Here is a 25,845-nt window from a genome sequence, read left to right as displayed (position 1 = left end):
AAAAAGGAGAACAAAGCAATGAAAGAGAAAATCTACGATGCCCGGACAGGGATGGAATATTCCTTAGTTGGAAATTGTTACCTGCCAGCCTTGAAACTGCCACGGACTCGTCCGATTGGCCGATGGGGAATGCTGCACAAGGCGTACCTGAAACTACGAAAACCAGCCTATTATCAGAGCCTGCTGCTGAGTGGAAAACTGGATGCTGTTTTGGCAGACGTGGAAGAGCATGCAGCAGAACGATATGAGGTTTTGATTGAGCAGATGAGCCAACGGGAGGGCATTTCGGAAAAACTGAAAGAAGAAAATCAGATGGAATGGGTACGCCGCATGAGTAATCTGGAAAATCGTGCAGCGGAAATTGTAAAGACAGAATTGATTTATCCGTTTGAAGGGCGGTGAGCAGCAGATGATCGGAACCTATTATCGACTTTCCTTTGCGGACGAGGATGTGGGAACAGATAAGGCTGAGAGCAACAGCATTCAGGGTCAGCGCGGACTGGTAGAGGGGTACATCATGGCTCGCCCGGAACTGGCTGCAGAGCCGCGACAGGAGTATGTGGATGATGGCTATTCCGGCACATCCACAAGCCGCCCGGCGTTCCAGCAGCTGATTCAGGACGCACAGGATGGCAAGATAAAAACAATCATCGTAAAGGACTTTTCACGGTTTGCCCGTGATTACATTGAGGCAGGCGATTATATGGAGCGCATCTTCCCGCTGCTGGGCGTTCGCTTTATCTCTGTCAACGATGAGTATGACAGTGGAATGCAGGCTGGGAACGATGTGCGCGGACTGGAAGTAGCCATCAAGAACATCATCAACGCATCCTACAGCCGGGACCTCTCCGCTAAAATCGCAGCAGCAGACCATGTGATGCAGAAAAAAGGAATGTATCTCGGAGGATACCGCCCGTTTGGATTTCTGCCGGACCCGAACGATTGCCATAAGCTGATCCTCGACCCGGTAGCCAGTCGATATGTGCGGTTGATCTTTGAACTGGCATTGCAGGGCAACAGAACAGGCACCATCGCCAAAATCCTGAATGAAAAGCAGATCCCGACCCCGGCAGCATATCATGTGGCGGAAAACCATGTGTACAGTGAGCAGAAAGCATGGGATCTGCAGCGCAGCCATTGGACAAGTGGAACGGTTTACCATGTTCTGAAAAATGAGAAGTATAAGGGAACCTATGTGGGCGCGAAATTCATTATGCCGGTTCCCTGTAAGCATCGGGTTCTGCGCGCTCCTTTGGAACAGCAGGTACGAATTGAGGATAGCCATGCCGCCATTGTGACCCCGGAGGAATTTGAACAGGCACAAATGGTCATCATGCTGCAGCATGGGAAGCACCAGGCCGGGAACTACACAAAACGCCAGTATCCCTTGAAAGGCAAGGTCTACTGCGGCTACTGCCAGAAACTGATGAAATATCGTGTTCTCAAGAAGCTTGGCCCCTCGTTTAACTGCAGATTCTCAGCCACAGCGGTGGACAGTCCCTGCAAGCGAATCCCGATCTCTGAGGAATTGCTGGAAGAGATTGTCCGAAACGCACTGACAGTGCAGATAAAGCAGGCGGAGCATGTACTGGAAATCCTGCACGAACGGGAACGCAAAGCGTTGATTTGCTTTTCCGCACTGGAACGGCAGGAAGAAAAGCTGAGTGCAGAAAAGGCAGAGATCGTAAAACAGCGCATTGCACTGTATGAGCAATACGCCGACGGAAATATAAGCAAGGAAGAATTCGTCCGGCAGAGAGACGCCTACAGAGCGCAAGAAGATGAACGAATGGAGCAGATTCAACGACTTCGTGCCGAGAAAAATCAAATTTTCCTGCCAGTAAGGAAAGATGCTGATAATTTGCAGACTGTCGTAAGTGCAGCAGAAGAAGCAGGCGATGTGATGCGCTTATCACAGAATGTGGTGGAAACCTTTATTGACCGCATTGAGGTTTTCAACGATGAGCGTGTGAAAATTCGTTTTACATTTGAAGATGTGCTAGCAGGCTATGCAGAATGAGTTGTAGTCGAAATCACTGCTGTAAGCAGAGTTTTTCTTGTAAGAACACGAGATTCATGGTATCATAAGAGCAAGGAAAAGTCTGTGCATGGCTACGCGAAAGGAGCAGCAGAGATGAAAGAAATGAATATTCCCGTTGGAGTTTCGGACTTTGAAGAAATTCGAAAAAATGGGTATTACTATATTGATAAATCGGGACTGATTGGAGAACTGCTCAGTAGAACAGGAACGAAAGTAACGCTTATCACTCGTCCCCGACGCTTCGGTAAGACATTGGGCATGAGTATGCTGGAAAACTTCTTTGACATCCGCAAAGACAGCAGAAAACTGTTTGAGGGACTGGAAATTACAGAAAACCAAGCATTGTGCGTTGAGTGGATGAACCAGTATCCGACAATTTTTGTTTCATTTCGACAAGTAGATGGACTGAATTTCACCGGGGCATACGATATGCTTACAATGGTGATAGCAGATTTGTACAATAAACATCTTTATTTGCTTGATAGTGAAAATGCTACAGAGTTCCAAAAAACAGCGTTTGAGCATCTTGCACATGGCAGTGGCTCCATAAAAGAAGTTAAGAGCAGCCTTATGCTTTTGACAACGATGATGCAAAGTTATTATGAAAAGCCTGTAATTCTTCTTATAGACGAGTATGATGTACCCGTAGCAAAAGCAAACAACAACGGTTATTATGATGAAATGCTCGATGTCATGAAAGGCCTGATGCAAGCACTGAAAGACAATCAAGCCCTTCGTTTTGCAGTTGTTACAGGTTGCTTGAAGATTGCGAAAGAGAGTATCTTTACAGGAACCAACAATTTTGTATCGGATACTATCACAAATTCTCGGCTGAACGAGTATTTCGGATTTGTACAGAGTGAGGTCGACCTGCTGCTAAAGGATGCTGACTTGACAACGCAGGCTGAGAACATCAAAAAATGGTATGATGGATACCATTTCGGAGCCTTTGATGTTTACTGCCCGTGGGACGTAATGAATTACATGCTGGAACTGCAGCGCAATCCGAAAGCTAAGCCTATCAGCTACTGGAAGAACACCAGCGATAATGCCATCATTCGTTCCTTTATTGACTATGCAGGCAGTACCATCACAAATAAACTTGAAACGCTGATGGCTGGTGGCTGCATCGTTCAGCGTGTAGATGAAAACCTGACCTATGATTATCTGCATTCCTCAGAAGACAATCTTTGGAGTACGCTGTACCTGACAGGGTACTTAACCAAGGCGCGTGAAGAAAATTATAAGGGTGAGTTGCCGGATGGCATGGTTGCCCTTATGATTCCGAATGCAGAAATCAAAGAGATTTTTGAAACGACAGTCATCAAATGGTTCGATGACAGTACGAAGAAGTGGAATCGAAACGCGCTGTTTGATGCGGTCTGGAACGGTGACAGCGATGGCATTACGAAAGAGATGAATGTATTGCTCCGGCGTACCATCAGCTACCATGACTATCGGGAAGACTTCTATCACGCTTTCCTTGCGGGCATTTTTACAGGTGCTGGATATATGGTAGACTCCAACAAGGAGCATGGAGAAGGCCGAAGCGATGTGGTTGTTTACGATTCCATCAATGCTCGCGTTGCAATCTTTGAAGCAAAGTACACGAAGGTATTGGAAAATCTGGAGAGTGAGTGCGATACGGCTTTGCAGCAAATTGATGATAGGATGTACGCAAAGGAGTATGAGGACGACTATGATCAGATTCTTTGCTATGGCATTTCGTTCTTTAAGAAACGCTGCATGGTGAAGAAAAAGTGACAGCAACTATCATTAGTAAAATAAAAAATCTATGAGAAACGGGTGATGATAAATATGACAAACGTAGAATATATAGACTATTTCGAAAAGATTATTGCAAATGAACCGGAAAATATATTGAGTCTTTACTTCGTTCAAAAATTAATGAGTGACGTGAGATTTCGATCTTTTCAGCCAATGATAAGTGCTGAACTTCAAAAGAAAATTTTGAAAATGGTGCTTCCAAAGTTGAAGAACCAGTTTAAAATAAATCGCTTGGTGGATTTTAATCCTATTGGAGTAGCAGATGAGGAAATTGAAATTCTCAACAAGGAAAGTGTTACAGATGTAGGAACTTTTGTAAAAACTCTTGATGATGGAAAAGTCTGTAAAGAAATAGAAAATCTTCAAATTGATAAAGTGAGTTTCTACTGTTTGAGAGTTGTATATGAAGGAAAATGCGTATATCTTCTGCGCCAGTTTTCTAAGATGAAAAAGCTTCGAAGTGGATTACTTACACACTTTATTAACGATGAACTGGTTGAAATGGAAAGTGACTTCCTTGGGCTTGATGAAGATGTGGATATGGTATTATGCGAAGACTCATTAGTGATTTTAAACCATATCTCCTTGGAAAGAATTTTTAACTATAGAGATGCGTATAAAGCTAAAACAGATGAAGCAATGGGAGCAATTTTGACACAAGGTGTACTTGTGAATATTGAACAATTTGCGGATGATTGCAGTAGAGATGTTAGAATCATGAAGAGATTCACTAATATCATGAGTAAAGGAAGACTGCCACTATTCTTTGATAATTATGATAAAGTGGAAGGAATTGTGAAAGATCTTGGACTGGATATTGAGTTTGACGAAAATGGAAAGTTGATCTACAGAGAAAAATCACAGCTATACCATATTGTCAATCTGATGTCAGATGCCTACTTCAAATCACTTTTGGCAGAGAGAATAGGCGTTTCTAAAACTGAAGATTCTTTATAATGCAAGGAGGCTATATTTATAGATAATGATGACGAACCTGTCAAAATGGATGCTGTATATTTCTTCGTATTGTATTGTGTACGTTTTTCTTCTTGGTGTGAGTGTTTTTAATGGCTGGAAAAGCGTAAAAACTATAGAAAGTAAATCAATAGCGGAGAAAGCAAGTTTGATTTTTTCCGAAAATAAATTTGTGTGGTGTGGTTTAGTTATACTTATTGCTTTTTCACTTTTTTATGTCCGACAGTTTATGCGGCAAAGGAATAATACGAGAATTAAGAAAAAAGTGGAAGAAAATGCTGTTATAGAGAATTTTGGCTTTTTAACTGCTAATATACTAACAGTGATTTTGCCTACAGCATTTTCCGATTATGGAATTTGGATGGCAGCGATTATTTTTGTGTTTGTAGGAATTACTTTCATTTTTAGTAATGGTATGCAAACGAGTCCTGTATTTATGGTATATGGCTATAAAACGTATAAATGCGATGATGGATATATAATTACAAGGTTGAGCAGAGAAAAAATCAATATTTTGATGGAGGATGAACAAGACGGTATAGAGGCAAGAGAAATTGTAAAAGGAGTTTATGTAACATTTCCGAAATGAATTAGGCAAACCCGCATAAACCACAGACAGCACCCAAGATGATTCGAGGGTGCGTCTGCGGCTTATGCGGGCCTTTTTATTTTGTGATTTTAATACGGATGGATGTTAAATTCCTAGGCTGACAAGAGTGGCCTTTAACTCCTTCGCCGTGCGGATAATGATTTCCTGCTCAGTTTCGTTGCAGTCCAATAACAGACGATGCAATTCGGTGTTGGAAGTTGAAACGGAATAGTGAAGACTGTCTATCAACAAATCATCAACGGAAATGCAGAGGGCGTCGGCAATATCGACCAGAGTGGCAACGCTGGGGTGTTCTGTGCCTTTTTCAATTTTGGCCAGAAATTCACGACTGCGATTGATTTTAGAGGCTAAGGCTTCCTGGGTGATATTGCCACACTGCATTCTGAAATAACCAATACGTTTTCCCAAAGCAACATAATTGACGGACATAAGTAAATCTTCCTTTCGAATGCCCGCATAAGAGTACTTTTATTATCTGGCCTATGAAAAAACGAATCAAGAAGAACGAAAAGAGCAGCCAACATAGAAGTCAGAATTTTCGTTTTTCCCCTCTAGCGGAGATGGCTTCTGAGGCCAAAATGTGACCCAGTAGGTCACATTTTAAGGAACAAGTGACCTGCTGGGTCACAGAAAAATTATCTGACAGGTGTATAATAAAACCATAAAATTGAACAGCACGATAATGTGAGTGAGAACGAAGTGAAAAAGTTACTGACGCTGTACAGCGGGGTTCAGTTAACAGATGTACTTTCATTTGTATAGAGAAAATGATGAAAATGTGGCTCAGAATTTGGCGGGGCCACCCCTAGCGGTTGTGTGTTCTGAGGCAATTTTGTGAAGTGTTACATCACAATTTGCTGCACATGTGAAGTGCCACTTCACAGAAAAAATCATCTGATAAGAGTATAATAAAAGCATGAAATCAAGCTGCGAAAATAAAGTGGGGAAAACGAAATGGAACGGCTGCTGACACTGTATAGCGAAGTTCAGTCAACGGATGTACGGTGGCTGTGGTATCCCTTTATTGCAATCGGGAAAATCACACTTCTGCAAGGTGATCCCGGCGATGGAAAATCTACCATGATGATGAATCTGATTGCGGAACTTTCAACAGGAGGTAAGACCCCGGACGGATGCAAAATTGGTGCGCCGCAAAAAGTGATTTATCAGTGCTCGGAGGATGGCGTTTCAGACACGATAAAGCCCCGTTTGGAACGCTGCGGAGCAGACTGCCGGAAGATTGCCTTCATCAATGAAGAGGTTTATAACGGCCTCACATTGGATGATGAGCGCATCCGTCAGGCAATCATTGAATTTCGGCCTCGATTGGTCGTGATCGATCCGATTCAGGCTTATCTTGGCAGCGATTCGGATTTGCAAATCGCAGGCAGAGCGCGGAAACTCATGCGCCGCCTTGGAATGTGGGCTGCTGGTTACGACTGCGCTATCGTTCTGATTGGACACCTTAACAAAAAAGAAGGCTCCAAAGGGCTGTACCGCAGCCTTGGCAGCATTGATGTTGTGGCAGCAGCACGAAGCGTCCTGCAGGTGGAGCGAGATACCGAGAATCCTGATATAAGAATCGTACATCAAATCAAAAACAGTCTTGCGCCTACGGCAGAAGACATCCGCTTTTCCATTTCTGCCGACAAGGGCTTTCGATGGCTGGAATGCAGGCCACAGCTTTTTGAAAAACAACAGCCGGACGCCGAACCTAAATTTGATACAGAGCAACAGAAAGCTGCCTATTGGATCAAGCATTTCCTTGAAAAAGGCGATATGAGTGCAAATGAAATTTATTGCCGTCTGGACAATGAGGGTGTCAGCAAACGAGTGGCGCGGATGGTAAAAACGGAAATGGGAATCCACTGCTACCAGAAGAAGCGGAGATGGTATTGGAGTGTTCAGCTGGAAGAAGGAGCTATGAATGGACCGCAAGTATAAGGTTGGTGGCTATGTGAAACTTGCAAAACTGTGGGAACGCTCCAAGGATGTAGCAGTAGCCTATCATAGTTCCTATTACGCTGAAAGGTTCAGAGATGATGTGGATAAAAGGCTGGTTGGTGTCTATATTGACATCACAGGAAATAAGGAAATTTACAAACGCCCGGAAATGGTGCATCTGCTCAAAGATTGCAAAAAGGGTGCCGTCAATCTGATTTTTTCACAGACAAGAGCCTACCTTGCGGCGAATACCTGTGATTTCTGTTTCCTGTTGAAATATCTGTTTGACATACCGATGCGAGTGGACGTTGTTACGGATGATGACGACCAGAGAATCGACACCATTCTTGATGTTGATAACCAACGGCAAAGTCTGAAAGAATTAGCCGAAAAATACACATCAATCCGTGAGAAAGAATATCTTGCATGGAAAGCACGACTAGAACATGAAATGGAAAAGGCTGATGGAAAATGAACGAAGGACAGTATGATTCAAAAAATGTAGAACATATTTCAATAGAAAATATCGAAGTTGTGTCCAATGGAATGGATTGGAAAAGCAGGCATTTGGAAGCTGAAAAGAGAAAAGCTGAAATCCGCGACAGAATCCATAAGCAGACTGAACAGGACCAGAAATCAGCAAAAGATTATTTCCGCCCTGCAAAGCCGACCCCATCAATTTATGACAGTGACCTAAAACGTGTGGCCGTTTATGCCCGTGTCAGCACATCTAGCGAAGAACAGATTTCCTCCATTGAAAATCAGACTCTATACTACACCAAAAAGATTGCAGAAACGGAAAACTGGAATCTGCAGGATATTTACAGTGACGAGGGAAAATCGGGTACTTCACTGCGGAAACGGGATGCGTTTAAGCGAATGATGCGAGATGCCAAAGACCAGAAGATGGATTTGATTATCTGTGCCAGCATTTCGCGTTTTGCCCGGAACTTTTCGGATTGCATGACACAGATCGCAGCTTTGAAAACCATGCATCCTGCACATCCCATCGGTGTGTACTTTGAAACAGAGAATATCTACACGCTGAATCCAAGCAGTCAATACAGTCTTGACATCCAGGCTCTTTTGGCAGACTGGGAATCGGGCAATAAGAGCCGCCGCATGATCCTTTCGTATGACCAGCGTATTATGACAGGTCAGTACCCGGTGGCTGACCTGATGGGGTATCGGCATACGAAGGATGGACAGCTTGTGATTGAGCCGGAAGAAGCAAAGACGGTACGTTTTATCTTCCTGGCATTTATTCAGGGCTATGATTACGAACAGATTGCAATGATCCTGACACAGAAGAAGCGCAGCACCCTGCGCGGCAGGCAGGAGTGGAACGGCATGATGGTGGCTAACATCATGAAAAACGAACGTCGCTGGGGTGATCTGGAAGCTCGGAAGAGCATTGTGGTGGACTACAAGTTGGGCAAGGTCACAAAGAATAACGGAAATCGCTGCTCTGCCTACGTTCCAGAACATCACGAAGCGATTGTTTCGCCGGAAATTGCACGGGCTGCACATCTTGTGGCGTCCAGCAAAAAGAAGTGCGGGGTGCAGGATATTGTAGTAATCCAGCAGGGAGCATTGAAAGGATTCGTGGGCATCCATCCGAACTGGAGTGGCATCAATGCCGAAAGCATTCGCAGCCTTTGCCTGAATGCCTATCTGCCGGAAGAAGTGGTCGAACTGAACGATATGACGGAAATGCGGTCTGGAAAGAAGTCGGATATGGCATTGTTATCTGATTATCTGACGGTTTCAGGTACTTGCTTTATCAACCAGAGCAGCCCGGTCATAACAATCTCAAAAAATGGAATCCGTTTCAGCAAAGCGTGTCATACCCGCTTGGACGACTGCGAGCATGTGGAACTGCTCTATCATCCGATTCTGCAAGTCGTGATCCTGCGAAAAAGTAATCGTGACGCTTCAACAGCGATACATTGGGAAAATAAGGATAAGATTTGCAGCAGTTTTTCATCCAGGGCGTTTTCAGGGGTGATATTTGAAGCAATGAACTGGAAATGGAGTTGCCGTTACCAGTGTCGTGGTATCTGCCGTGGAGAGGAAAATGCAAGGTTCCTAATTTTTGAATTGGATGAGTCCCGGATTTTGATTGGTAAAAATCAGTATGAACAGATTGAAGGTCGTTCGATGGATCTGAAATGTCGGCTGTATCGGAGCAAGTGGATTCAGAGCATTGCGGCCAGTGATGTGATGAAATCCGGCCAAGTCGTAGAAAACCCAATGATTGGTGCAATTCCAAGCAGAAATGAAGTTCAACGTGAACTGGATGACCTTTTAATGTCGATGTAGGAGGATTTGTGAAATGGAAGAAAAAGGTAGGGAGCAGGAACTGAGCGTTCGGGAAATCTCCTTGATTCGTGAGTTGACGCAGATACGAAAAGAACATAAAAGAGAACTGGAGTACGAAAAATTTGATGGTTATGAGCTGCCGCCGCGTACACAATTTTCCATGCTGAATAAGCCAGCAGTGAGCATAAAGTATGGCGTTATGAAATTTAATATGGCCTGCATCCGGCTTTTTGAAGGAATCAAGTATGTTCTTCCGATTCTGCACCCAAACAAGAAGCGGCTTGCGCTGATTATGTGCCCGGAAGAGGACAGTGCATCTGTTGAATGGGCAAGACAGAAGGACGAAAACTGGGTGAATAAGGATATTACATCATTGGAATTTGTGGAAAATATCTTCAGGCTCATGAACTGGAATCGGGAATGCCGTTATAAAGTGCTTGGACGGGTGGCTAATTCAGATCAGGGTCTTTGTATGTTGTTTGATTTGGAAGAAGCAATCATGTTCACCCCGAAGCCACAGGAATATACAGATCCGCTTACTGGTGAAATGAAGAAAAAGCAGATGAAATTCTTCCCGGATGCCTATAAGAACCGTATCGGAAAATCTTATAATGACTATATTGCAGACCATCAGATGAACATGTTTGAAGACTTCATTGGGTATCAGAGTTCTACTGTATTGGATGAGCCCGAACGGGAAGCAGGCACTACTTCAATACCGATTCCGCAACGTGAAGAATCTGAAAATATACCTTTGCCAGATTTACCGGGACAGCTTGAAAACGTACAACAATCGGGCAATGAGATTGCTGAGAGAGGAATGCCGACATGAATTCTGGGCGAGTTATGAACATGCGAGTGACAATTCCGGCGGAAAGCCGGAGAATGAATGTTGGGAAAGATGTTATCCGTATTCTTGGAAGTCCGGCCTATATCTGCGTTTTGCAGAGGAAAGATCGGAAGTCTATTGCAATCACGCCGTGTGCTGCGGAGCATCCCATGTCCTTTAAGGTCCCAGACAGGCTGCTGACCGATGGGCAGTGTCGGATGATGATTAACGGAATACAGTTCATTCAGGTGTTGCTGGAAGCAAATGGTCTGGTGGCAGGAAAAGACCATCAGTTTAAAGGACGGTATGATGCCGAGAAAAATGCAGTTATCATTTCGCTTGAAAAAGATGAACAAAGTGCCCTCTCGCCTCAAAAGTGTACAACTTGACATCACGTCCGCTTGGTCGTATAATACGTCCAAATGGACGTGATGAAGGGAACCAATATTATGAGTGGTGGAATTTTAGATAGTTTTCAAACGATAATTCCAACAGCAGCGGCTGTCTTATCGGAAAGACGACAAATGTTAAGGATGACGCAACAAGAGGTTGCTGATCAAGCCAATATAACTTTACGTCAATATCAAAGGCTGGAATCTGGGGAAAGAAATATTTTGACTTCTTCTTTTGGCTTGGCGTGTCGGGTAATTGAAGCTCTTGATATGGATGTTTCTAAATTCTATCATGGTGACTATTACCTTGAAGAACTGAAAACTATTGAAGGAAAATGATTTGGTGACAGGGGAGAACATCAATTTAAGTGACGGCATGATGCCGAAAAAAGAGCAATATAAAAAGAATTATCCCGTGGAAACAGGGAAGATAATGCGTGAAAAGTATGAAAATGGATTGATTCGGAATGAACATGAATTTAAGGAGGTGCTGAATAATGTGCTATTTAGTAGCAAAAGATCGTAATGCACATGGTTGTTTTGCTCTAAAAACGACGCATGGGAAGCATCTGGTGGAATTAAAAAGAGAATTGAACAAAGAGGTTGGATATAAGGGAGTACAGCTTGTAACAATCAGCAGGCCAACAGCGTATGGTGAGTATGCGCCTTACCACTTTGTGGATACAGAACAGGAATTTCAGACTCTTGTAAAGGGTCTTCGTCCATAAAAATTAAGAGATAAGCCCTACAAGGATCAAATTGGTTCAAAACCGATTTGAAAACCTTGTAGGGCTTATTTATTTGCAAAAATTTTTGTTCCTTACTTGACAACCGCATAGGGTCAACCAAGAAAAACCACGATAACTAAAGGGTTTTGACGGCTCGACTCGTTCAACAAAAGTATTTATTTGCTGACAGGCTGCGGAGAAGCTGAAATCCAGAGGTTATAAGTGGGAGGCTTTGGTGTAGCTCTGTTTTGACCCACAAAATGAGCAGCAAGTAAAAAATTAAGGAGAACGAATCGAGCCTACGGTGGATTGCCTTTATGCGACCCGCCGTGGGTTTGTTTGCTTTTGTCCATAAGGAAATAGATTTAAAAAAGATGTTTATCTTGTCGTTGCCGCAGTGACAATAGGGACGAAGAATTGGAGGACGAAATCAGTTGGAGCCAGGATTGAGGTCTGCTATACGATAATGAGATGTCACAAAAAGAACGATAGCTATATTTATGTGATTGCTACAAAAATTGGAATTTCAATATAGCGACTGCGCGGAAACAGGGCTATTCAACAACTTAACACTTGGGTGAGGAGGTGGATAAACATGGCAAATAAATATGCACTGAGGAAAATGACAAGAAAGTCACAATAGATTGGTTTTACCATCCAAAAGGATGTGTGTAACATAGATTGTCACCATGGATATGGGCGAGCAGATCGCAACTCACTATGGCCTGCGCACCATCAATGTGCTGACCGGCTTCAAGTTCATCGGTGAGCAGATCGGCAAGCTGGAACAGCAGGGCAGGGCAGACAGCTATGTGTTCGGCTTTGAGGAGAGCTATGGCTACCTGACCGGCTCCTACGTCCGCGACAAGGACGGCGTGGACGGCGCCTATATGATCTGCGAAATGTTCAGCTACTATGCGACCAAGGGTATCAGCCTGCTGGACAAGCTGGAAGAGCTGTACAAGATCTATGGTTACTGCCTGAACACTCTGCACAGCTATGAGTTCGACGGCAGTGCCGGTTTTGCCAAGATGCAGCGCATCATGCAGGCGTTCCGGGGCGGCATCAAGGAGTTCGGCGGCAAAAAGGTCGTCAAACTGCTGGACTATGCGCCGGGTCTGGATGGCCTGCCGAAATCCGACGTGCTCAAGTTCCTGCTGGAAGACAACTGCTCCATCGTGGTACGCCCCTCCGGCACCGAGCCGAAGCTCAAGACCTATATTTCAATTAGTGCAGAAAATAAGGAGACTGCTGAAAAAATCGAAGCAGAGATCTGCAAAAGTGCAGAAGAATATTTGAAATAATGTGAAAACTGAAAAATACATCGTCTTGTGCATGAACGAAAAGAGTGGATATACTGAATGATCCCGTGCTTCTGAAGTTCATGGCGGTAGGGTACCATTTTCCCGTCGGCTATGCTATAATAAACAGTACAGAACATTACGGGGAGGGGCCGACATGGAGCAACGACGCATTTGTCCATACTGTATGCAGGAGCTGGAAGCGGGGGAGGCGCAGTGTCCCCACTGCGGCCGGGAACTTGCAGGGCGCAACCCGTCGGGCAGTCTTCCGGCAGGCACCGTGCTGGCAGGCCGGTATACCGTGGGCGACATCCAGAGCGTGGACGGCGAGGGCATCCTCTACCGGGGCGTGGAGAACAACGGCCCTTTCCGGGTGACCATCAAGGAGTATATACCCCTGACGCTGGCGGCAGAGCGGGGGAGGGACTGCATCCTCCGCCCGAAGCCGGGCAGCGAAGTGCTGTTCAAGACCACCCGGATGGATTTTGCCGACCTCTACCGCTTCATCCAGCGCATTACCCCGGCCAACGGCCTGGAGGCCGTGCTGGACGTCTTCGAAGAGAACAACACGGTCTACGCCGTCATGGAGAACCCCGGCGGCCGTCCGCTCCAGAAGTGGCTGGAGGAGCACGGCACCGTGACGCCCCAGCAGGCCTGCGCCATGCTGGAACCGGTGTTCAACGGGGTGGAGGCCATGCATCAGGTGGGCCTCGTACACCGGGGCATCTGCCCGGCCAACATCCGCATCATGGACAATGGCCGCGCCCGGCTCACCGGCTACGCGACAGTGGGGCTGCGCACGGCGGGCAGCGGCCTCCACGAGCAGCTGTACGAGGGCTATTCCGCCCCGGAGCAGTATTCCACCGCCGAGTTCGAGGGCCGCTACACCGACGAATACAGCCTCGCGGCGGTGTTCTACCGGATGGTCTGCGGGCTGAGCCCCGTCCCGGCGGCACAGCGCCTCGTCTCCGACTCCAACCCCAAGGCCCGCACGGTGACGCCGTCGGTGCCGGCTTACGTCTCCGAAACGCTGTATCTGGGACTCCGGCTCAAGCCGGTGGAGCGCATCCAGACGGTACAGCAGCTTTTCCGCGCCCTCTCGGAGCGGGAGTATGCGGAGGAATTGTCCCGCAGCATGGAGGCGCTGGACCCGCCCGCCCCCGCGCCGCAGGAGCCGAAAGCGCCCGCGAAGACCGAGCTGCTGAGCGTCCGAAATCTGCTGGCGGGCATCGTCATTCTGCTCAGCGTCCTCATCCTGCTGATCCTCTGGGGCCTGCTGAGCCGTCAGAGCGAGAAGCCGCCGGAAGTGATCGCTCCGGAGTCCGTCAGCGAGGCGGCGAGTGAGCCGGTGAGCGAAAACGTCACCCTGACGCCGAATTTCGTGGGCCGCGACTATGACGCCGAGGTGCGCAACAACCACAGCTATATCGACGAGTATCTCTTCTACGTCACGCTGGAATACAGCGACACGGTGGAGAAGGGCCGCATCATCCGGCAGTCGCCGGAGGCGGGCGAGGTCATCCAGAAGGGGGACACCGTCAGCCTCGTGGTCAGCCGAGGCCCCCAGATGATGGAGATGCCCGACGTCATCGGCCAGACGCAGGACAGCGCCGTGCAGGAGCTGGCCACCAAGGGTCTGAACGCCACCTGCTTCACGGTCGTCAACGACGGCTCCGAGGCGGCGGGCTGCGTCGTGTCGGCCAGCGAGGACGCCGGGAGCATGGTGGAGGTGGGAACTACCATCGTGCTCTATATCGCAGGCGATGTCCCCGCCGATGCCCCGGCGGAACCGGAAGCGCCTTCGGATACCGGGACGCCCGCCGGCGGGGATGCCGCGCAAGGCGGCGTGGAATACGATACGGATTAAATAAAAAGAGGCCGTTGGCTTCAACCTCTCCGTCACGGCTTTCGCCGTGCCACCTCCCCTCGGTAGGGGAGCGGTCTGCGAAGCAGACTGAGAGGTTGTCCAACAGCCTCTTATTTTTATTTCAGAAGCTTCAGAAAAAGCTCTTCATGAACGCAATATCGCTGGCGGCGCGGGCCGGGACAGCCTCTTCCCGCAGGACGGGAAGGATGGGCTGGGGCAGGGTGCGCAGCATCTCGAAGCCGCCCTTGTAGTCCACACAGGAGTCCTCGAGGCTGGTGGAGTAGAGGGTGCCGTCGGGCTTGAAGTTCTGGCCCTTGAAGTGGACGGCCACGATCTTGTCGCCGTACCAGCTGCCGACTTTGTCCCAGAGGCGGCGCTGTGCGTCCACCGAGGCGTTCTCGGGGCCGACGTAGTTCGCCAGATCGCAGATGACCCGCAGGTTGGGGCTGGCGATGGTATCCAGCACCATCTTGACGGCCTCGGGGGTGTTCATGGCGTGGTAATAGACGCACTCCACCGCGAAGAGCACACCCTGCTCCTCGCAGACGGGCAGGATCTCGCCCAGGCTGCGAAGGAGTGCTTCCTGCGCCTCTTTGCGGCTGACGGTGGGCTGCTTTGCCATGTTGGTGGTCTCGCTGCCCATGCAGCCGGCCCGGAGAGCCTTTGCCACCGGCACCTGGCTCAGGGCTTTCGCCACCTCGGCGCGGCGCTTGTCCTCGTCCGCGTAGCTCAGTTCCACGTAGGTGCCGTCCACGGCGATGGACACGCCGCTCTTCTGGACGGCGGCATTGGTGGCGGCCACCAGCTCAGGGGTCACGTCTGCATAGCTTTTGACGCCCTCCACGGCCTTGGTGTAGGCCAGCTGGGTGCAGCGGAACCCTGCGTCCCCGATGGAGCTGAGCAGTTCTTCCACGCTGCGACGGCCAAAATCGTGGCCGCGTGCGCCGACGATGAATTCAGACATACCGCATCCTCCTTACGCTCAGCCGAACAGACGCTCGGCAAACATCCCGAACTCCTTGCCCCACCAGTACCAGTCGTGGGAGACGTCGCCGCCCCAGACTTCGAGGTGGCAGGGGAAGCCGACTTCACTCAGGGTGTCGGCCAGAGCCTGGGTGTCGGCGAGGGCATCGCCCTCATAGCCGCCCTGACCCACGCAGAGCAGCAGACTGTTCTCCTCGGCCTTGGACAGAACATTCTTGTCGCAGATGCCGTTCTTGTGCAGAGCGGCGAGGGGGCTGCTGCGGAGGACGAGGTCGTCCTCTGCGCTGCCGAGAAAGCGGCCCATATCGTAGAGGCCGGAGAGGCCCATTGCACCCGCAAAGGTCCGGGGACGGCGCAGGCGGCACTGGACGGCCTGATAGGCGCCGGTGTCCACGCCCACGCACCAGATGCGGGGCTTCTCTTTGCTCTCGGGGGCATTCAGCTCCGCGATGCGCGCGGCCAGCTCGCTGGTGAGGTAGACGAAATACTTCTCCTGCATCTCGGCCCGGCGGCGGGGAGACTCATTGCCCGCCAGCAGGCTCTCGCCGTCGATGCTGTCGGCGCAGAAGAGCTGGATCTTGCCCTCGTGCAGCAGACGGGCCGCTGCGTCGGGCATCCCGTTGTTCTCCCAGTCGTAGAAGCGGCCGCCCCGGGCGGGCAGTGCCAGCACCGGCACACCGCCGTGGCCGTAGACCTTGAACTCCATCTCGCGGTCGAGCACCGCGCTCCACTCCTTATAATAAGTGCCTTCCATCATGAAAATGCTCCTCCTGTCAGATGAATTGATTGCGTGCCGCGTCGTAGGCATAGCCTACGGCGGAAAGTGCCTTGCACAGGGCGTCCTTGTCGGCGTCCATGTCGTCGCAGAGGGCGTCGAGGCTGGGGTAAAAATCGCGCAGTTTCAGGTTGACCACGCTCAAAAGCATGATCGGGTCGCTCGGCAGAGCCATCTTTTGTTTCCTCCCATGTTCCGAGATAAAATAAAAAGCCGGCCACTCGACAAAGTGACCGGCAATACGCATCAGCTTAGACAGCGCGGGTGACTTTGCCAGCGCGCAGGCAACGGGAGCATGCGTAGATATACTTGGGAGAACCCTCCACGACCGCCTTGACACGACGGACATTCGGCTTCCAGGTACGGTTGGAACGGCGATGAGAGTGGGAGACCTTGATACCGAAGGTAACACCCTTGCCGCAGCATTCACACTTAGCCATGGTACTTGCACCTCCTACAGTGAAGTATGGAATCAAAATAATCAGCTTGACTATTTTACCAGAACTGCCGCCAAAAAGCAAGTCCCTTTTCGATTTTTTTGCGGCTTTTTTTCGTCTACAGCCCAAACGCTTGTCTAAAGGCGAAAAAAATAGTACAATAAACGCGTATATCTTATAGAAAACAGGAGAACACCATGACCCCAAGAATGTTTTATACCCTCGCACGGGTGCTGGCCGCCCTGACCGTCATCCCTTTCCACGAGGCGGGCCACGCGCTGGCCGCATGGCTGCTGGGCGACCCCACAGCCAAGCAGCAGGGGAGACTGTCACTGAACCCCTTCCGCCACTTCGATCTGCTGGGAACGCTCTGCATGGTGTTCGCGGGCGTGGGCTGGGCAAAGCCTGTCTCCACCGACCCCCGCAACTTCAAAAAACCGAAGCAGGGCATGGCCCTCACGGCGCTGGCCGGCCCGGTGGCAAACCTCATCCTGGCCTACCTTGCGATGGTGGTCTGGAAGCTGCTCTATTATTGGGCGCCCGTCAACGATGCGACGATTTTTCTGGCGCTCTTCCTGCAATACTTAGTGTATCTGGATGTGAGCCTCGCCGTGTTCAACCTCATCCCGGTGCCGCCGCTGGACGGCAGCCGCGTCCTGCTGGCTGTGCTGCCCGAGCGCATCTACTTCGGCATGATGAAGTATGAGAAGGTCATCCTCATCGTCCTGCTGGCGGCGGTCTGGGGCGGCTTTCTGGACGGCCCCCTCAGCGTGATGAACAATGTGGTGTGGGACCTGCTGGACAATGGCACTCAGTACATCGACACCATCGCCTACTCGGCCTACTATGCGTCTGCAGGGGCGGTGATCTGATGACGGAGGAGCTTACCTTCCATCTGGAAGAGTTCGAAGGCCCGCTGGAACTGCTGCTGGCGCTGGTGTCAAAGCACAAGATGGACCTGCACAACATCCCCATCCTTGAGCTCATCGACCAGTACACCCGCACCGTGGAGGCCGCGCAGGCCGCAGACCCCGACATTTCCAGCTCCTTCATCGAAATGGCAGCTCACCTCGTGGAGATGAAGAGCTATCTGCTGCTGCCCCGGAGCACCGAGGGCGAGCGGATGAAGCAGGAGCTCACCGGCCAGCTCATCGAGTACGACCAGTGCCGCCGGATGGCCTCTGCCCTCCGCGCCGCTGCGGAGGCGACGCCCACCTTCGTCCGACAGCCGATGCTGCTGGAACGGGACGAGACTTACGCCCTCAACCATCTGCCTCAGGTGCTGGCCGACTGCTGGGAGAGCCTGATGGGCCGTGCGCCTGTCCGGCGGATGCCGACCCAGGCCGTCTTTGAGCCGCTGGTGACAGCCCCGCAGGTGTCGGTGAGCAGCCGGGTGGTGTACATCCTGCGCCGCCTCATCGCGGGCGGTGCGGCCCGGATGAGCCAGCTTTTCGCCCGCAGCCAGAGCCGAAGCACCAACGTGGCTACCTTTCTGGCCCTGCTGGAACTGGTGCGCGGCGGACGTGTCACTCTCGGCCCCAAGGGGGAGCTGACCATGCAGCGCGGACGCCTGCCCCGTGAAAAGGCAAAGGAGGAAGAATGAACCAGAAACAGATAAAATCCGCCGTAGAGGCGATGCTTTTTGCGGCGGGCGACCCGGTGAGCGCCGATAAGCTTGCCGCTGCTGTCCAGCTGCCCCAGACCACGGTGGAGACCGCGCTGGAAGACCTGCGCGTCCGTTACGCCCGGGAGGACTCCGGCCTCTGCCTGCTCCATCTGGACACCCGCTGGCAGCTGGCGACCAAGACTGAGTGGGCTGACTGCATCCGCCGTCTGCTGGACGCCCGGCGCTCGGTGCCTCTCGGCCCGGCGGCCATGGAGACGCTGACGATCATCGCCTACAACCAGCCCGTCTCCCGCGCCTTCATCGAACAGGTGCGCGGTGTGGACTCCTCGTCCAGCGTCAGCGGCCTGCTGCAGAAGGGCCTCATCGAGGAGGCGGGCCGTCTCGACCTGCCCGGCCACCCGGTGAGCTTCCGCACCACGGACGTTTTCCTGCGGTGCTTCGGCCTTTCCTCGCTGGCGGACCTGCCGCCGGTGCGCGGAGATCAGGAAGGGGAGGCGGCGACATGATGGGAGTCCTGATGGCTCTGGGCTGGCTGCTGCTGACCCTGCTGAAGATCGCAGGCGTCCTGCTCCTGATCCTGTTGGTGCTGCTGGCCCTCGTCCTGCTCTGCCCGCTGTGCGCGGACGTCTGCTGGGAGGGTGGCGTCCTGACCGTCCGGGCCGGTGCGCTTGGGCTCACCCTGCCGGTGTTCCGGTGGCCTGCGCCGGAAAAGCCTGCCGGATCCGAAGAACCGAAAGGCTTCTGGGGAAAGCTGAAAGCGAAGCTCCGCGCCCGCCGCGAAGAGCGCAAGCGGAAGAAAGCCGCCGCAAAAGAGGCGAAGAGACCGAAAAAGGAGACCGCTCCGCGCGAGAAGGCGAAGCTGACGCTGAACATCCTCGTGACCATCCTGCGGGGTGCCGGGCGGCTGACGAAAGCCGTCTTCGGCTCGCTGCGCGTCACGAAGATCCAGGTCTGCCTCGGCGTCCGGGGCGAAGACCCCGCCGAAGCCGCCCGCGCCTACGGCAGGCTGAACGCATGGCTCTACCCGTCCCTCGGCGTCATCGACCGCTTCGTCTACCTCGATTTTGACGAGCTGCGCATCCTGCCGGACTTCGGCAGTGCCGAGCCGACGGTGGCCGACCGGGTGTCGTTCCACCTCAGCGCAAGACTGCTTTTCATCGTTGCAGCCGCTCTGCGCGTTTTGTATGAGTTCTGGCGCGAAAAAGTGCTGGACGTCTTCCTATAAAGTGTGTTACAATAATATCGTATGGTGTATACTCCTATCCAGAGGGAGTTTTCCCGGAAAATAATAGTAGGAGGCCGATTTTATGGCTGAGCATCCGATTCAAGGTTTAATGAACGTCACGATGGACAAGATCCGCCAGATGGCAGATTCCAACACCATCATCGGCAAGCCCATCAAGACCGACGACGGCACCACCATCCTGCCGGTGTCCCGCATCTCGTTCGGCTTTGCTTCCGCAGGCACCGACTTCGACGGCAAGAACGCCGCCAACAAGGACCTGTTCGGCGGCGGCTCCGGCGCGGGCGTCAACATCCAGCCGGTGGCTTTTCTGGTGGTGAAGGACGGCTGCGTGCGCACCATCCAGCTGTCCGACGGCTCCAACACCGTTGACCGCGCCCTGACCATGCTGCCCGAGCTGGTGGACAAGGTCAGCGCTCTGCTGAAGAAAGAGGAGAAGAAGGACGCCGCTGCGCCTGCCGCTCCCGCAGCAGAGTAAACTTTAACCTACGCCGTAACTGCGGACTTCCGACCCGCAGTTTTGATACTGAGGCTGCTGTAATTAACCTCTCCGTCATTGCTTCGCAATGCCACCTCCCCTAACGAGGGGAGGCTTTGGCGGTCCTCGCAAAGTGAATGGTTTCGCCAGAGGCTCCCCTCGGTAGGGGAGCTGTCGAGCGTGAGCGAGACTGAGAGGTTGAGTTCATCCGCAGCCCTATTTGAGCGCCGGGAGGCGCACAAGGAGATTTTATCATGGCAGAAGAACGCATTCAGAAAATCATGAGCGAGCAGGGCCTGTGCTCCCGCCGCGCCGCCGAGCAGATCATCGCCGAGGGCCGCGTGAAGGTCAACGGCCACCCCGTGAAGGTGGGCGACAAGATGGACCCCAACCGCGACGTCCTCCATGTGGACGACGAGCGCATCTATATCCAGAAGAACCAGCAGCTGTACTATCTAGCTCTGTACAAGCCCCGTGGCTATGTCACCACCGCCAGCGACGAGCTGGGCCGCAAGACGGTCATGGAGCTGGTGGCCGACATCCCGGCCCGCCTGTACCCCGTGGGCCGTCTCGACAAGGACAGCGAGGGCCTGCTGCTGATGACCAACGACGGCGCTTTCGCACAGGCTGTCACCCATCCGTCCGGCGGCATCTCCAAGCTCTACCGCGTCACCGTCCAGCCCCGGGCCGATGAGGCACAGATCCTGAAGCTCAGCTCCGGCGTCGTGCTGGACGACGGCACCAGGACCATGCCCTGCGCCATCAACGTCGTCACCGACGAGCCGGGCCGCACCGTCATGGAGATGACCCTGAAAGAGGGCAAGAACCGCGAGATCCGCCGGATGTGCGAGGCCGTGGGCCTCGAGGTCATCCGTCTGAAGCGGAACGCCGAGGGCGTCGTCAAGCTGGGAATGCTCCAGCCCGGCAAGTACCGCGAGCTGACCAAGGCAGAGGTGAACGGCCTGCGCGCCGCAGCCGCCAAGGGCCGCGCCCAGACCCGCTCGGCCGCTTTGCAGTCCAAGGCTGCTGCCCGCCGTCCCCGGGGTCCTGTGGGCGGGAACAAAGCCGCTGCGGGCAAAAAGCACAAGTGAGCAATGTGTCCGAAATTTCCGCTCTTTTTGCCAAATTTGTAACATTCTCTGAAAAAAAGGAATGGAACAAGGCTTGAGAATCTTGGAAAAATCGGGTATAATATACCTAATTTTGAAACTCACACAGATAAGCAGGAGGTCTTACCATGGCTTCAAAGAGTACCAAAGGAGAAATCCTCGCCAAGTTTTTTGATGACGGGGAATACACCGCTCTGTTTGCGGACGGTGCGGTGAGCGCTGCCAGCGGCTATGCTGCCGGTCAGCAGGCTTACGCCGTCTTCCAGAACGGCGAGGCTGTTTCCGTCAAGGACGTTGAGAAGAACATCAAGGTCCTCGAGCTGGCTGCCCAGACGGGCTGCCCGGTCGTCACCTTCTACGACTCCGTCGGCGCAAAGCTGGCTGAGGGTCTGGACGTGCTGAATGCAGCTGCAAAGCTCAACGCCACCATCGCAAAGGTGTCCGGCGTCGTGCCTCAGGTAGCCGTCGTTCTGGGCGTCTGCGGCGGCACCAGCGCTCTGAGCGCTGCCAACGCAGATGTCTGCATCATGGCTGAGGGCGCAGAGCTGTTCTTCACCGCTCCCTTCACCGCTGCCGCTAAGGGCGACAAGGTCGCTGACGCCGGTTCTGCCGCTGCTGCCGCAAAGGCAGGCGTGGCTGCCATCGTGGCCGCTGACGCTGCCGAGGCTGCTGAGAAGGCTGCCCACATCGTGGGTCTGCTGCCTGCCAACAACCTGACCGGCCCGGCCATCTTCGAGTTCGAGCAGCCCACCGCTGTCCTGAGCGCCAACGCCGAGCCTGCAAAGGCCGCTGCTGCCCTCATCGATAAGGACAGCGCCGTGGAGATGTACGCCGGTTTCGGCAAGAACGTCTACACCGCCTTCGCTACCATCGGCGGCAACGCCGTGGGCGTCGTGGCCACCGGCAAGGAGCTGTGCCACAACTGCGTGGCGAAGGCTTCCCGCTTCGTCCGCCTGTGCGACGCATTCAGCGTCCCCGTGCTGACCATCGTGAACACCGAGGGCTTCGTTCCCAGCACTTCCGATGACATCGCCGGAGGCATCCGCGAGGCTGCCCGTCTGGCTGCTACCTATGCCGACGCTACCACCGCCAAGGTGGCTCTTATCGCAGGTAAGGCTGTCGGCCCCGTCTACACCGCACTGGCCGCTGCTGACCTGAAGATCGCTGTCAAGGGCTGCACCATCAGCGCTCTCGAGCCTTCCGCTGCCGTCTCCGTGCTGTACAAGGACGAGATCGACGCTTCCGACAACATCGTCGCCGCTACCAAGGCCAAGGCTGCTGCCTACGTCGCCGAGGTGTGCAGCGCTGACGCTGCTGTGGCCGCCGGTTCTGCCGACATGACCTGCGAGGCTGCCAACGCCCGCGCAAGCGTCGTGGCCGCGTTCGAGCTGCTGAGCACCAAGCGTGCTGCCCGTCTGCCCAAGAAGCACGGCAACATGGCTCTGTAAGAAAACGTACATCTAACGATCTAGATTGATTCAGGAGGACTCTTCCATGAAGTACTACAATATTTCCGTCAATGGCGTTGCTTACAGCGTCTCTGTCGAGGAGACCGCTGCCGGCGCTGCACCCGTGGCTCCTGCTGCTGCACCCGCACCCAAGGCCGCTCCGGCTCCCGCTGCCGCTGCTGCTCCTGCCGCACCCGCTGCTCCTGCTTCCGCAGGCGCTGTTGAGGTCAAGGCTCCGATGCCCGGCAACATCCTGGACGTGAAGGTCGCCGCCGGTGCTTCCGTCAAGGCTGGTGACGTGCTGGTCATCCTCGAGGCCATGAAGATGGAGAACGAGATCGTTGCTCCTCAGGACGGCACCGTTGCTTCCATCAATGTCCATAAGGGCGACACCGTCAACTCCGGTGACACTCTGGTTTCCATGAACTAAGAGAGAGGTGACAACAATGGCTAAAAAGCCCATCAAGATCACGGAAGTCGTCCTGCGCGATGCCCACCAGTCCCTGCTGGCCACCCGTATGACGATGGACGATATGCGTCCCATCCTGCCCGAGATGGACAAGATCCCTTACTTCTCCGTCGAGTGCTGGGGCGGTGCGACCTTCGACAGCTGCATCCGCTTCCTCGATGAGGACCCCTGGGAGCGTCTGCGCATCCTGCGCAAGGAGCTGCCCCACCAGAAGCTGCAGATGCTGTTCCGCGGCCAGAACATGCTGGGCTACCGCCCCTACGCTGACGACGCCGTCGAGTACTTCGTGAAGAAGTCCGTTGCAAACGGCATCGACGTCATCCGCATCTTCGACGCACTGAACGACCCCCGCAACCTGCAGACCGCCATCAAGTCTGCCAACAAGGAAGGCGCACACGTTCAGGGCTGCATCAGCTACACCCTGAGCCCTGTCCACAACAACGAGTACTACGTCAAGTACGCAAAGACTCTGGAAGAGATGGGTGCAAACTCCATCTGCATCAAGGACATGGCCGGTCTGCTGACTCCCTACACCTGCTACGAGCTGGTCAAGGAGCTGAAGAACACCCTGTCCATCCCTGTGGACATCCACAGCCACTACACTGCCGGTCTGGCTTCCATGTCCCTGCTGAAGGGCATCGAGGCCGGCGCTGACATCGTCGATACCGCCATGAGCCCCCTGAGCGGCGGCACCAGCCACATGGCTACCGAGAGCCTCGTCGCTGCCCTGCAGGGTACCGATTACGACACCGGCCTCGACCTCAAGCAGCTGAACGTCGTCCGCGCATACTTTGCAAAGCTGCGCGAGAAGTACATCGCCAACGGCCAGATCAGCCCCAAGTCTCTGGGCGTGGACGCCAACACCCTGCTGTATCAGGTGCCGGGCGGCATGTTCTCCAACATGCTCAAGCAGCTGAAGGATGCCGGCAAAGAGGACAAGCTGGACGAAGTGCTGGCTGAGATCCCCCGCGTTCGTGAGGACGCAGGCTATCCTCCGCTGGTCACCCCCACCAGCCAGATCGTCGGCACTCAGGCTGTCTTCAACGTCATCCTGGGCGAGCGCTACAAGATGGTCACCAAGGAGTTCAAGGGCCTGGTCCACGGCGACTACGGCAAGACTCCCGCTCCCATCAGCGCCGAGTTCACCAAGAAGATCCTGGGCGACGAGCAGCCCATCACCTGCCGCTTTGCTGACACCCTCGCTCCCGAGATGGACAAGCTGAAGGCAGAGGCTGCAAAGTGGGCTACTCAGGAAGAGGACGTCCTGACCTACGCCATGTTCCCGCAGGTCGCGCCCAAGTTCTTTGAGAAGCGCAACGCCAAGGCTCAGGGCGTGGATGCAGACCATGCAGATTTTGCAAATAAGTCTCACCCCGTCTGATAAAACAGCATAAGGCTTTTCAAAGCCCCCCGCAGGGATGCGGGGGGCTTTTTGCGCTCTTTTACTTGCAAAAAAGCGGTCATCAGAGTAGAATAATAACATATGTATCGTAACATGGGCCTGTATACCCAAACGCGGATACATATACCGTAATTTGTCCGCATATCCACCCATGAACAGAGAGGAAACGTGGAGCATATGATCCTGAGCATGACCGGTTTTGGCCGGGGGACTGCTGTATTGAATGGCCGCGAGATCACGGTCGAGCTGCGCAGCGTCAACTCCCGGTATTTCGAGTATTCGTCCCGCATCCCCCGCAGCTGCAGCTACATGGACAGCCGCCTGAAAAAGCAGCTCAACGAGCGGGTCACCCGCGGCAAGGTCGAGCTGAGCATGACCATCCAGAACGTAGAGGCCGCCGACGCAGAAGTGACCGTCAACATGGAGCTGGCCCGCAGCTACCAGAAGGCCCTGCGGAACCTTTCGGAGAAGCTCTGCATCAAGAACGACGTCACCGTCTCGACGCTGACCCGCTTCCCGGATGTGCTGGCCACCCGCCACGCCGACGTGGACGAGGAACAGCTCTGGGCCGACGTCTCCGCCGTGACGGCTCAGGCGCTGGACAACTTCATCGCCATGCGCGCCGCCGAGGGCGCCAAGATGAAGGCCGACGTGGAGAGCCGCCTGTGCTTCCTCGAGGAGCGGGTGGGCAGGGTGGAGACCCTGAGCGCAGGCCGCGTCGAAGCCTACACCAGCCGCCTCTACGAGAAGCTTAAGACCATCCTCGAGGACCGCAGCATCGACGACGCCCGCGTCCTGACGGAAGCCGCCATCTTCGGCGACAAGACCGCCGTGGACGAGGAGACCGTCCGTCTGCGCAGCCACATCGCCCAGTACCGCTCCATTCTGGAGCTGGACGAGCCGGTGGGCCGCAAGCTGGACTTCCTGACCCAGGAGCTGAACCGTGAGACCAACACCATCGGCTCCAAGTGTCAGGACCTGGACATCACCCGCACGGTGGTGGACATGAAGGCGGAGATCGAGAAGATCCGCGAACAGATCCAGAACCTCGAATAAAAACAGTACGGAGGAGTTCA

Annotated in this window: 30 protein-coding genes; 25 read left to right on the top strand and 5 right to left on the bottom strand. The window is 53.1% G+C overall.

The window, feature by feature from the left end:
* Window positions 1-18 precede the first annotated feature (18 nt).
* The 5 genes from J3349_RS00665 (at window position 19) to J3349_RS00645 (ending at window position 5,393) form a co-directional block, all read left to right on the top strand.
* Complete coding sequence (locus J3349_RS00665; protein ID WP_207675978.1) at window positions 19-402, top strand: TnpV protein; 384 nt, start codon at window positions 19-21, stop codon at window positions 400-402.
* Complete coding sequence (locus tag J3349_RS00660; RefSeq protein ID WP_207675977.1) at window positions 389-2,020, top strand: recombinase family protein; 1,632 nt, start codon at window positions 389-391, stop codon at window positions 2,018-2,020. The genes J3349_RS00665 and J3349_RS00660 overlap by 14 nt, the downstream gene beginning before the upstream one ends.
* Before the next feature lie 114 nt (window positions 2,021-2,134).
* The gene (locus tag J3349_RS00655) at window positions 2,135-3,805 is read left to right on the top strand and encodes an AAA family ATPase (RefSeq protein ID WP_207675976.1); all 1,671 of its coding nucleotides are present in this window, start codon (window positions 2,135-2,137) and stop codon (window positions 3,803-3,805) included.
* 54 nt (window positions 3,806-3,859) lie between these two features.
* A complete protein-coding gene (locus J3349_RS00650) occupies window positions 3,860-4,786 on the top strand; it encodes a Kiwa anti-phage protein KwaB-like domain-containing protein (RefSeq protein WP_207675975.1) in 927 nt (308 codons plus the stop codon).
* Window positions 4,787-4,811: 25 nt separating this feature from the next.
* Window positions 4,812-5,393, top strand: a complete 582-nt coding sequence (locus tag J3349_RS00645) for a hypothetical protein (protein WP_207675974.1) — start codon at window positions 4,812-4,814, stop codon at window positions 5,391-5,393.
* Between the two features lie 105 nt (window positions 5,394-5,498).
* On the opposite strand, the gene J3349_RS00640 is transcribed toward J3349_RS00645, so the two are convergent.
* The gene (locus J3349_RS00640) at window positions 5,499-5,843 is read right to left on the bottom strand and encodes a helix-turn-helix transcriptional regulator (RefSeq protein ID WP_207675973.1); all 345 of its coding nucleotides are present in this window, start codon (window positions 5,841-5,843) and stop codon (window positions 5,499-5,501) included.
* A gap of 525 nt (window positions 5,844-6,368) precedes the next feature.
* Here J3349_RS00640 and J3349_RS00635 point away from each other — a divergent pair.
* The 10 genes from J3349_RS00635 (at window position 6,369) to J3349_RS00590 (ending at window position 14,797) form a co-directional block, all read left to right on the top strand.
* Window positions 6,369-7,358 carry an AAA family ATPase gene (locus J3349_RS00635; RefSeq protein WP_207675972.1) on the top strand — a complete coding sequence of 330 codons (990 nt, stop codon included), beginning with the start codon at window positions 6,369-6,371 and terminating at the stop codon, window positions 7,356-7,358.
* Entirely contained in the window at window positions 7,342-7,833 is a 492-nt protein-coding gene (locus tag J3349_RS00630) for a hypothetical protein (protein ID WP_177720198.1), read from the top strand. Before J3349_RS00635 ends, J3349_RS00630 begins: the two co-directional genes overlap by 17 nt.
* A complete protein-coding gene (locus tag J3349_RS00625; RefSeq protein WP_177720199.1) occupies window positions 7,830-9,680 on the top strand; it encodes a recombinase family protein in 1,851 nt (616 codons plus the stop codon). Before J3349_RS00630 ends, J3349_RS00625 begins: the two co-directional genes overlap by 4 nt.
* Window positions 9,681-9,693: 13 nt before the next feature.
* On the top strand, window positions 9,694-10,512 hold the full coding sequence (locus tag J3349_RS00620; RefSeq protein ID WP_207675971.1) for a hypothetical protein: 819 nt from the start codon (window positions 9,694-9,696) through the stop codon (window positions 10,510-10,512).
* 14 nt (window positions 10,513-10,526) lie between these two features.
* Window positions 10,527-10,898: a hypothetical protein gene (locus tag J3349_RS00615; RefSeq protein WP_207675970.1), complete on the top strand. Its 372-nt coding sequence runs from the start codon at window positions 10,527-10,529 to the stop codon at window positions 10,896-10,898.
* A 60-nt stretch (window positions 10,899-10,958) separates the two neighbouring features.
* Window positions 10,959-11,240 carry a helix-turn-helix transcriptional regulator gene (locus J3349_RS00610; protein WP_207675969.1) on the top strand — a complete coding sequence of 94 codons (282 nt, stop codon included), beginning with the start codon at window positions 10,959-10,961 and terminating at the stop codon, window positions 11,238-11,240.
* Window positions 11,227-11,427: a hypothetical protein gene (locus J3349_RS00605; protein WP_207676379.1), complete on the top strand. Its 201-nt coding sequence runs from the start codon at window positions 11,227-11,229 to the stop codon at window positions 11,425-11,427. The genes J3349_RS00610 and J3349_RS00605 overlap by 14 nt, the downstream gene beginning before the upstream one ends.
* Window positions 11,399-11,629, top strand: coding sequence for a DUF6718 family protein (locus J3349_RS00600; protein ID WP_207675968.1), 231 nt, complete (start codon window positions 11,399-11,401; stop codon window positions 11,627-11,629). Before J3349_RS00605 ends, J3349_RS00600 begins: the two co-directional genes overlap by 29 nt.
* Window positions 11,630-12,324: 695 nt before the next feature.
* Window positions 12,325-12,933 carry a hypothetical protein gene (locus tag J3349_RS00595; RefSeq protein WP_347564952.1) on the top strand — a complete coding sequence of 203 codons (609 nt, stop codon included), beginning with the start codon at window positions 12,325-12,327 and terminating at the stop codon, window positions 12,931-12,933.
* A 154-nt stretch (window positions 12,934-13,087) separates the two neighbouring features.
* Complete coding sequence (locus J3349_RS00590; protein WP_242699442.1) at window positions 13,088-14,797, top strand: PASTA domain-containing protein; 1,710 nt, start codon at window positions 13,088-13,090, stop codon at window positions 14,795-14,797.
* Between the two features lie 130 nt (window positions 14,798-14,927).
* Here the strand turns inward: J3349_RS00590 and J3349_RS00585 are convergent, their stop codons facing one another.
* The 4 genes from J3349_RS00585 to rpmB form a co-directional block, all read right to left on the bottom strand.
* Complete coding sequence (locus J3349_RS00585; protein WP_207675967.1) at window positions 14,928-15,761, bottom strand: sugar phosphate isomerase/epimerase; 834 nt, start codon at window positions 15,759-15,761, stop codon at window positions 14,928-14,930.
* Between the two features lie 18 nt (window positions 15,762-15,779).
* Complete coding sequence (locus J3349_RS00580) at window positions 15,780-16,538, bottom strand: hypothetical protein (protein ID WP_207675966.1); 759 nt, start codon at window positions 16,536-16,538, stop codon at window positions 15,780-15,782.
* A 16-nt stretch (window positions 16,539-16,554) separates the two neighbouring features.
* Window positions 16,555-16,731: a DUF4250 domain-containing protein gene (locus J3349_RS00575; protein ID WP_158394555.1), complete on the bottom strand. Its 177-nt coding sequence runs from the start codon at window positions 16,729-16,731 to the stop codon at window positions 16,555-16,557.
* A gap of 76 nt (window positions 16,732-16,807) precedes the next feature.
* Entirely contained in the window at window positions 16,808-16,996 is a 189-nt protein-coding gene (gene rpmB / locus J3349_RS00570) for a 50S ribosomal protein L28 (RefSeq protein ID WP_005932647.1), read from the bottom strand.
* 194 nt (window positions 16,997-17,190) lie between these two features.
* Between rpmB and J3349_RS00565 the strand changes: the two genes are divergently transcribed.
* The 10 genes from J3349_RS00565 to J3349_RS00520 all read left to right on the top strand — a co-directional run bounded on the left by J3349_RS00565 (window position 17,191) and on the right by J3349_RS00520 (window position 25,825).
* Window positions 17,191-17,865, top strand: coding sequence for a site-2 protease family protein (locus J3349_RS00565; protein ID WP_242699441.1), 675 nt, complete (start codon window positions 17,191-17,193; stop codon window positions 17,863-17,865).
* Complete coding sequence (locus tag J3349_RS00560; RefSeq protein WP_207675965.1) at window positions 17,865-18,596, top strand: ScpA family protein; 732 nt, start codon at window positions 17,865-17,867, stop codon at window positions 18,594-18,596. The genes J3349_RS00565 and J3349_RS00560 overlap by 1 nt, the downstream gene beginning before the upstream one ends.
* Complete coding sequence (gene scpB, locus J3349_RS00555; protein ID WP_207675964.1) at window positions 18,593-19,126, top strand: SMC-Scp complex subunit ScpB; 534 nt, start codon at window positions 18,593-18,595, stop codon at window positions 19,124-19,126. Before J3349_RS00560 ends, scpB begins: the two co-directional genes overlap by 4 nt.
* Window positions 19,123-19,845, top strand: coding sequence for a DUF2953 domain-containing protein (locus tag J3349_RS00550; protein ID WP_242699440.1), 723 nt, complete (start codon window positions 19,123-19,125; stop codon window positions 19,843-19,845). The genes scpB and J3349_RS00550 overlap by 4 nt, the downstream gene beginning before the upstream one ends.
* 82 nt (window positions 19,846-19,927) lie before the next feature.
* Window positions 19,928-20,341, top strand: a complete 414-nt coding sequence (gene ytfJ / locus J3349_RS00545) for a GerW family sporulation protein (RefSeq protein WP_015563966.1) — start codon at window positions 19,928-19,930, stop codon at window positions 20,339-20,341.
* A gap of 254 nt (window positions 20,342-20,595) precedes the next feature.
* On the top strand, window positions 20,596-21,432 hold the full coding sequence (locus J3349_RS00540) for a pseudouridine synthase (RefSeq protein WP_207675963.1): 837 nt from the start codon (window positions 20,596-20,598) through the stop codon (window positions 21,430-21,432).
* 146 nt (window positions 21,433-21,578) lie between these two features.
* Window positions 21,579-22,898 (top strand): carboxyl transferase domain-containing protein, encoded by a 1,320-nt coding sequence (locus J3349_RS00535; protein ID WP_158401789.1) that lies wholly within the window; start codon window positions 21,579-21,581, stop codon window positions 22,896-22,898.
* Between the two features lie 46 nt (window positions 22,899-22,944).
* Window positions 22,945-23,328: a biotin/lipoyl-containing protein gene (locus tag J3349_RS00530; RefSeq protein ID WP_149793471.1), complete on the top strand. Its 384-nt coding sequence runs from the start codon at window positions 22,945-22,947 to the stop codon at window positions 23,326-23,328.
* A gap of 16 nt (window positions 23,329-23,344) precedes the next feature.
* A complete protein-coding gene (locus J3349_RS00525; protein ID WP_207675962.1) occupies window positions 23,345-24,748 on the top strand; it encodes an oxaloacetate decarboxylase subunit alpha in 1,404 nt (467 codons plus the stop codon).
* A gap of 198 nt (window positions 24,749-24,946) precedes the next feature.
* Window positions 24,947-25,825 (top strand): YicC/YloC family endoribonuclease, encoded by an 879-nt coding sequence (locus tag J3349_RS00520; RefSeq protein ID WP_015563971.1) that lies wholly within the window; start codon window positions 24,947-24,949, stop codon window positions 25,823-25,825.
* The last annotated feature ends 20 nt before the right edge of the window (window positions 25,826-25,845 follow it).

This window comes from Faecalibacterium sp. Marseille-P9590, from assembly GCF_017377665.1.
Classification (GTDB): domain Bacteria; phylum Bacillota; class Clostridia; order Oscillospirales; family Ruminococcaceae; genus Faecalibacterium.
This window is presented reverse-complemented; position numbering and strand designations above follow the sequence as displayed.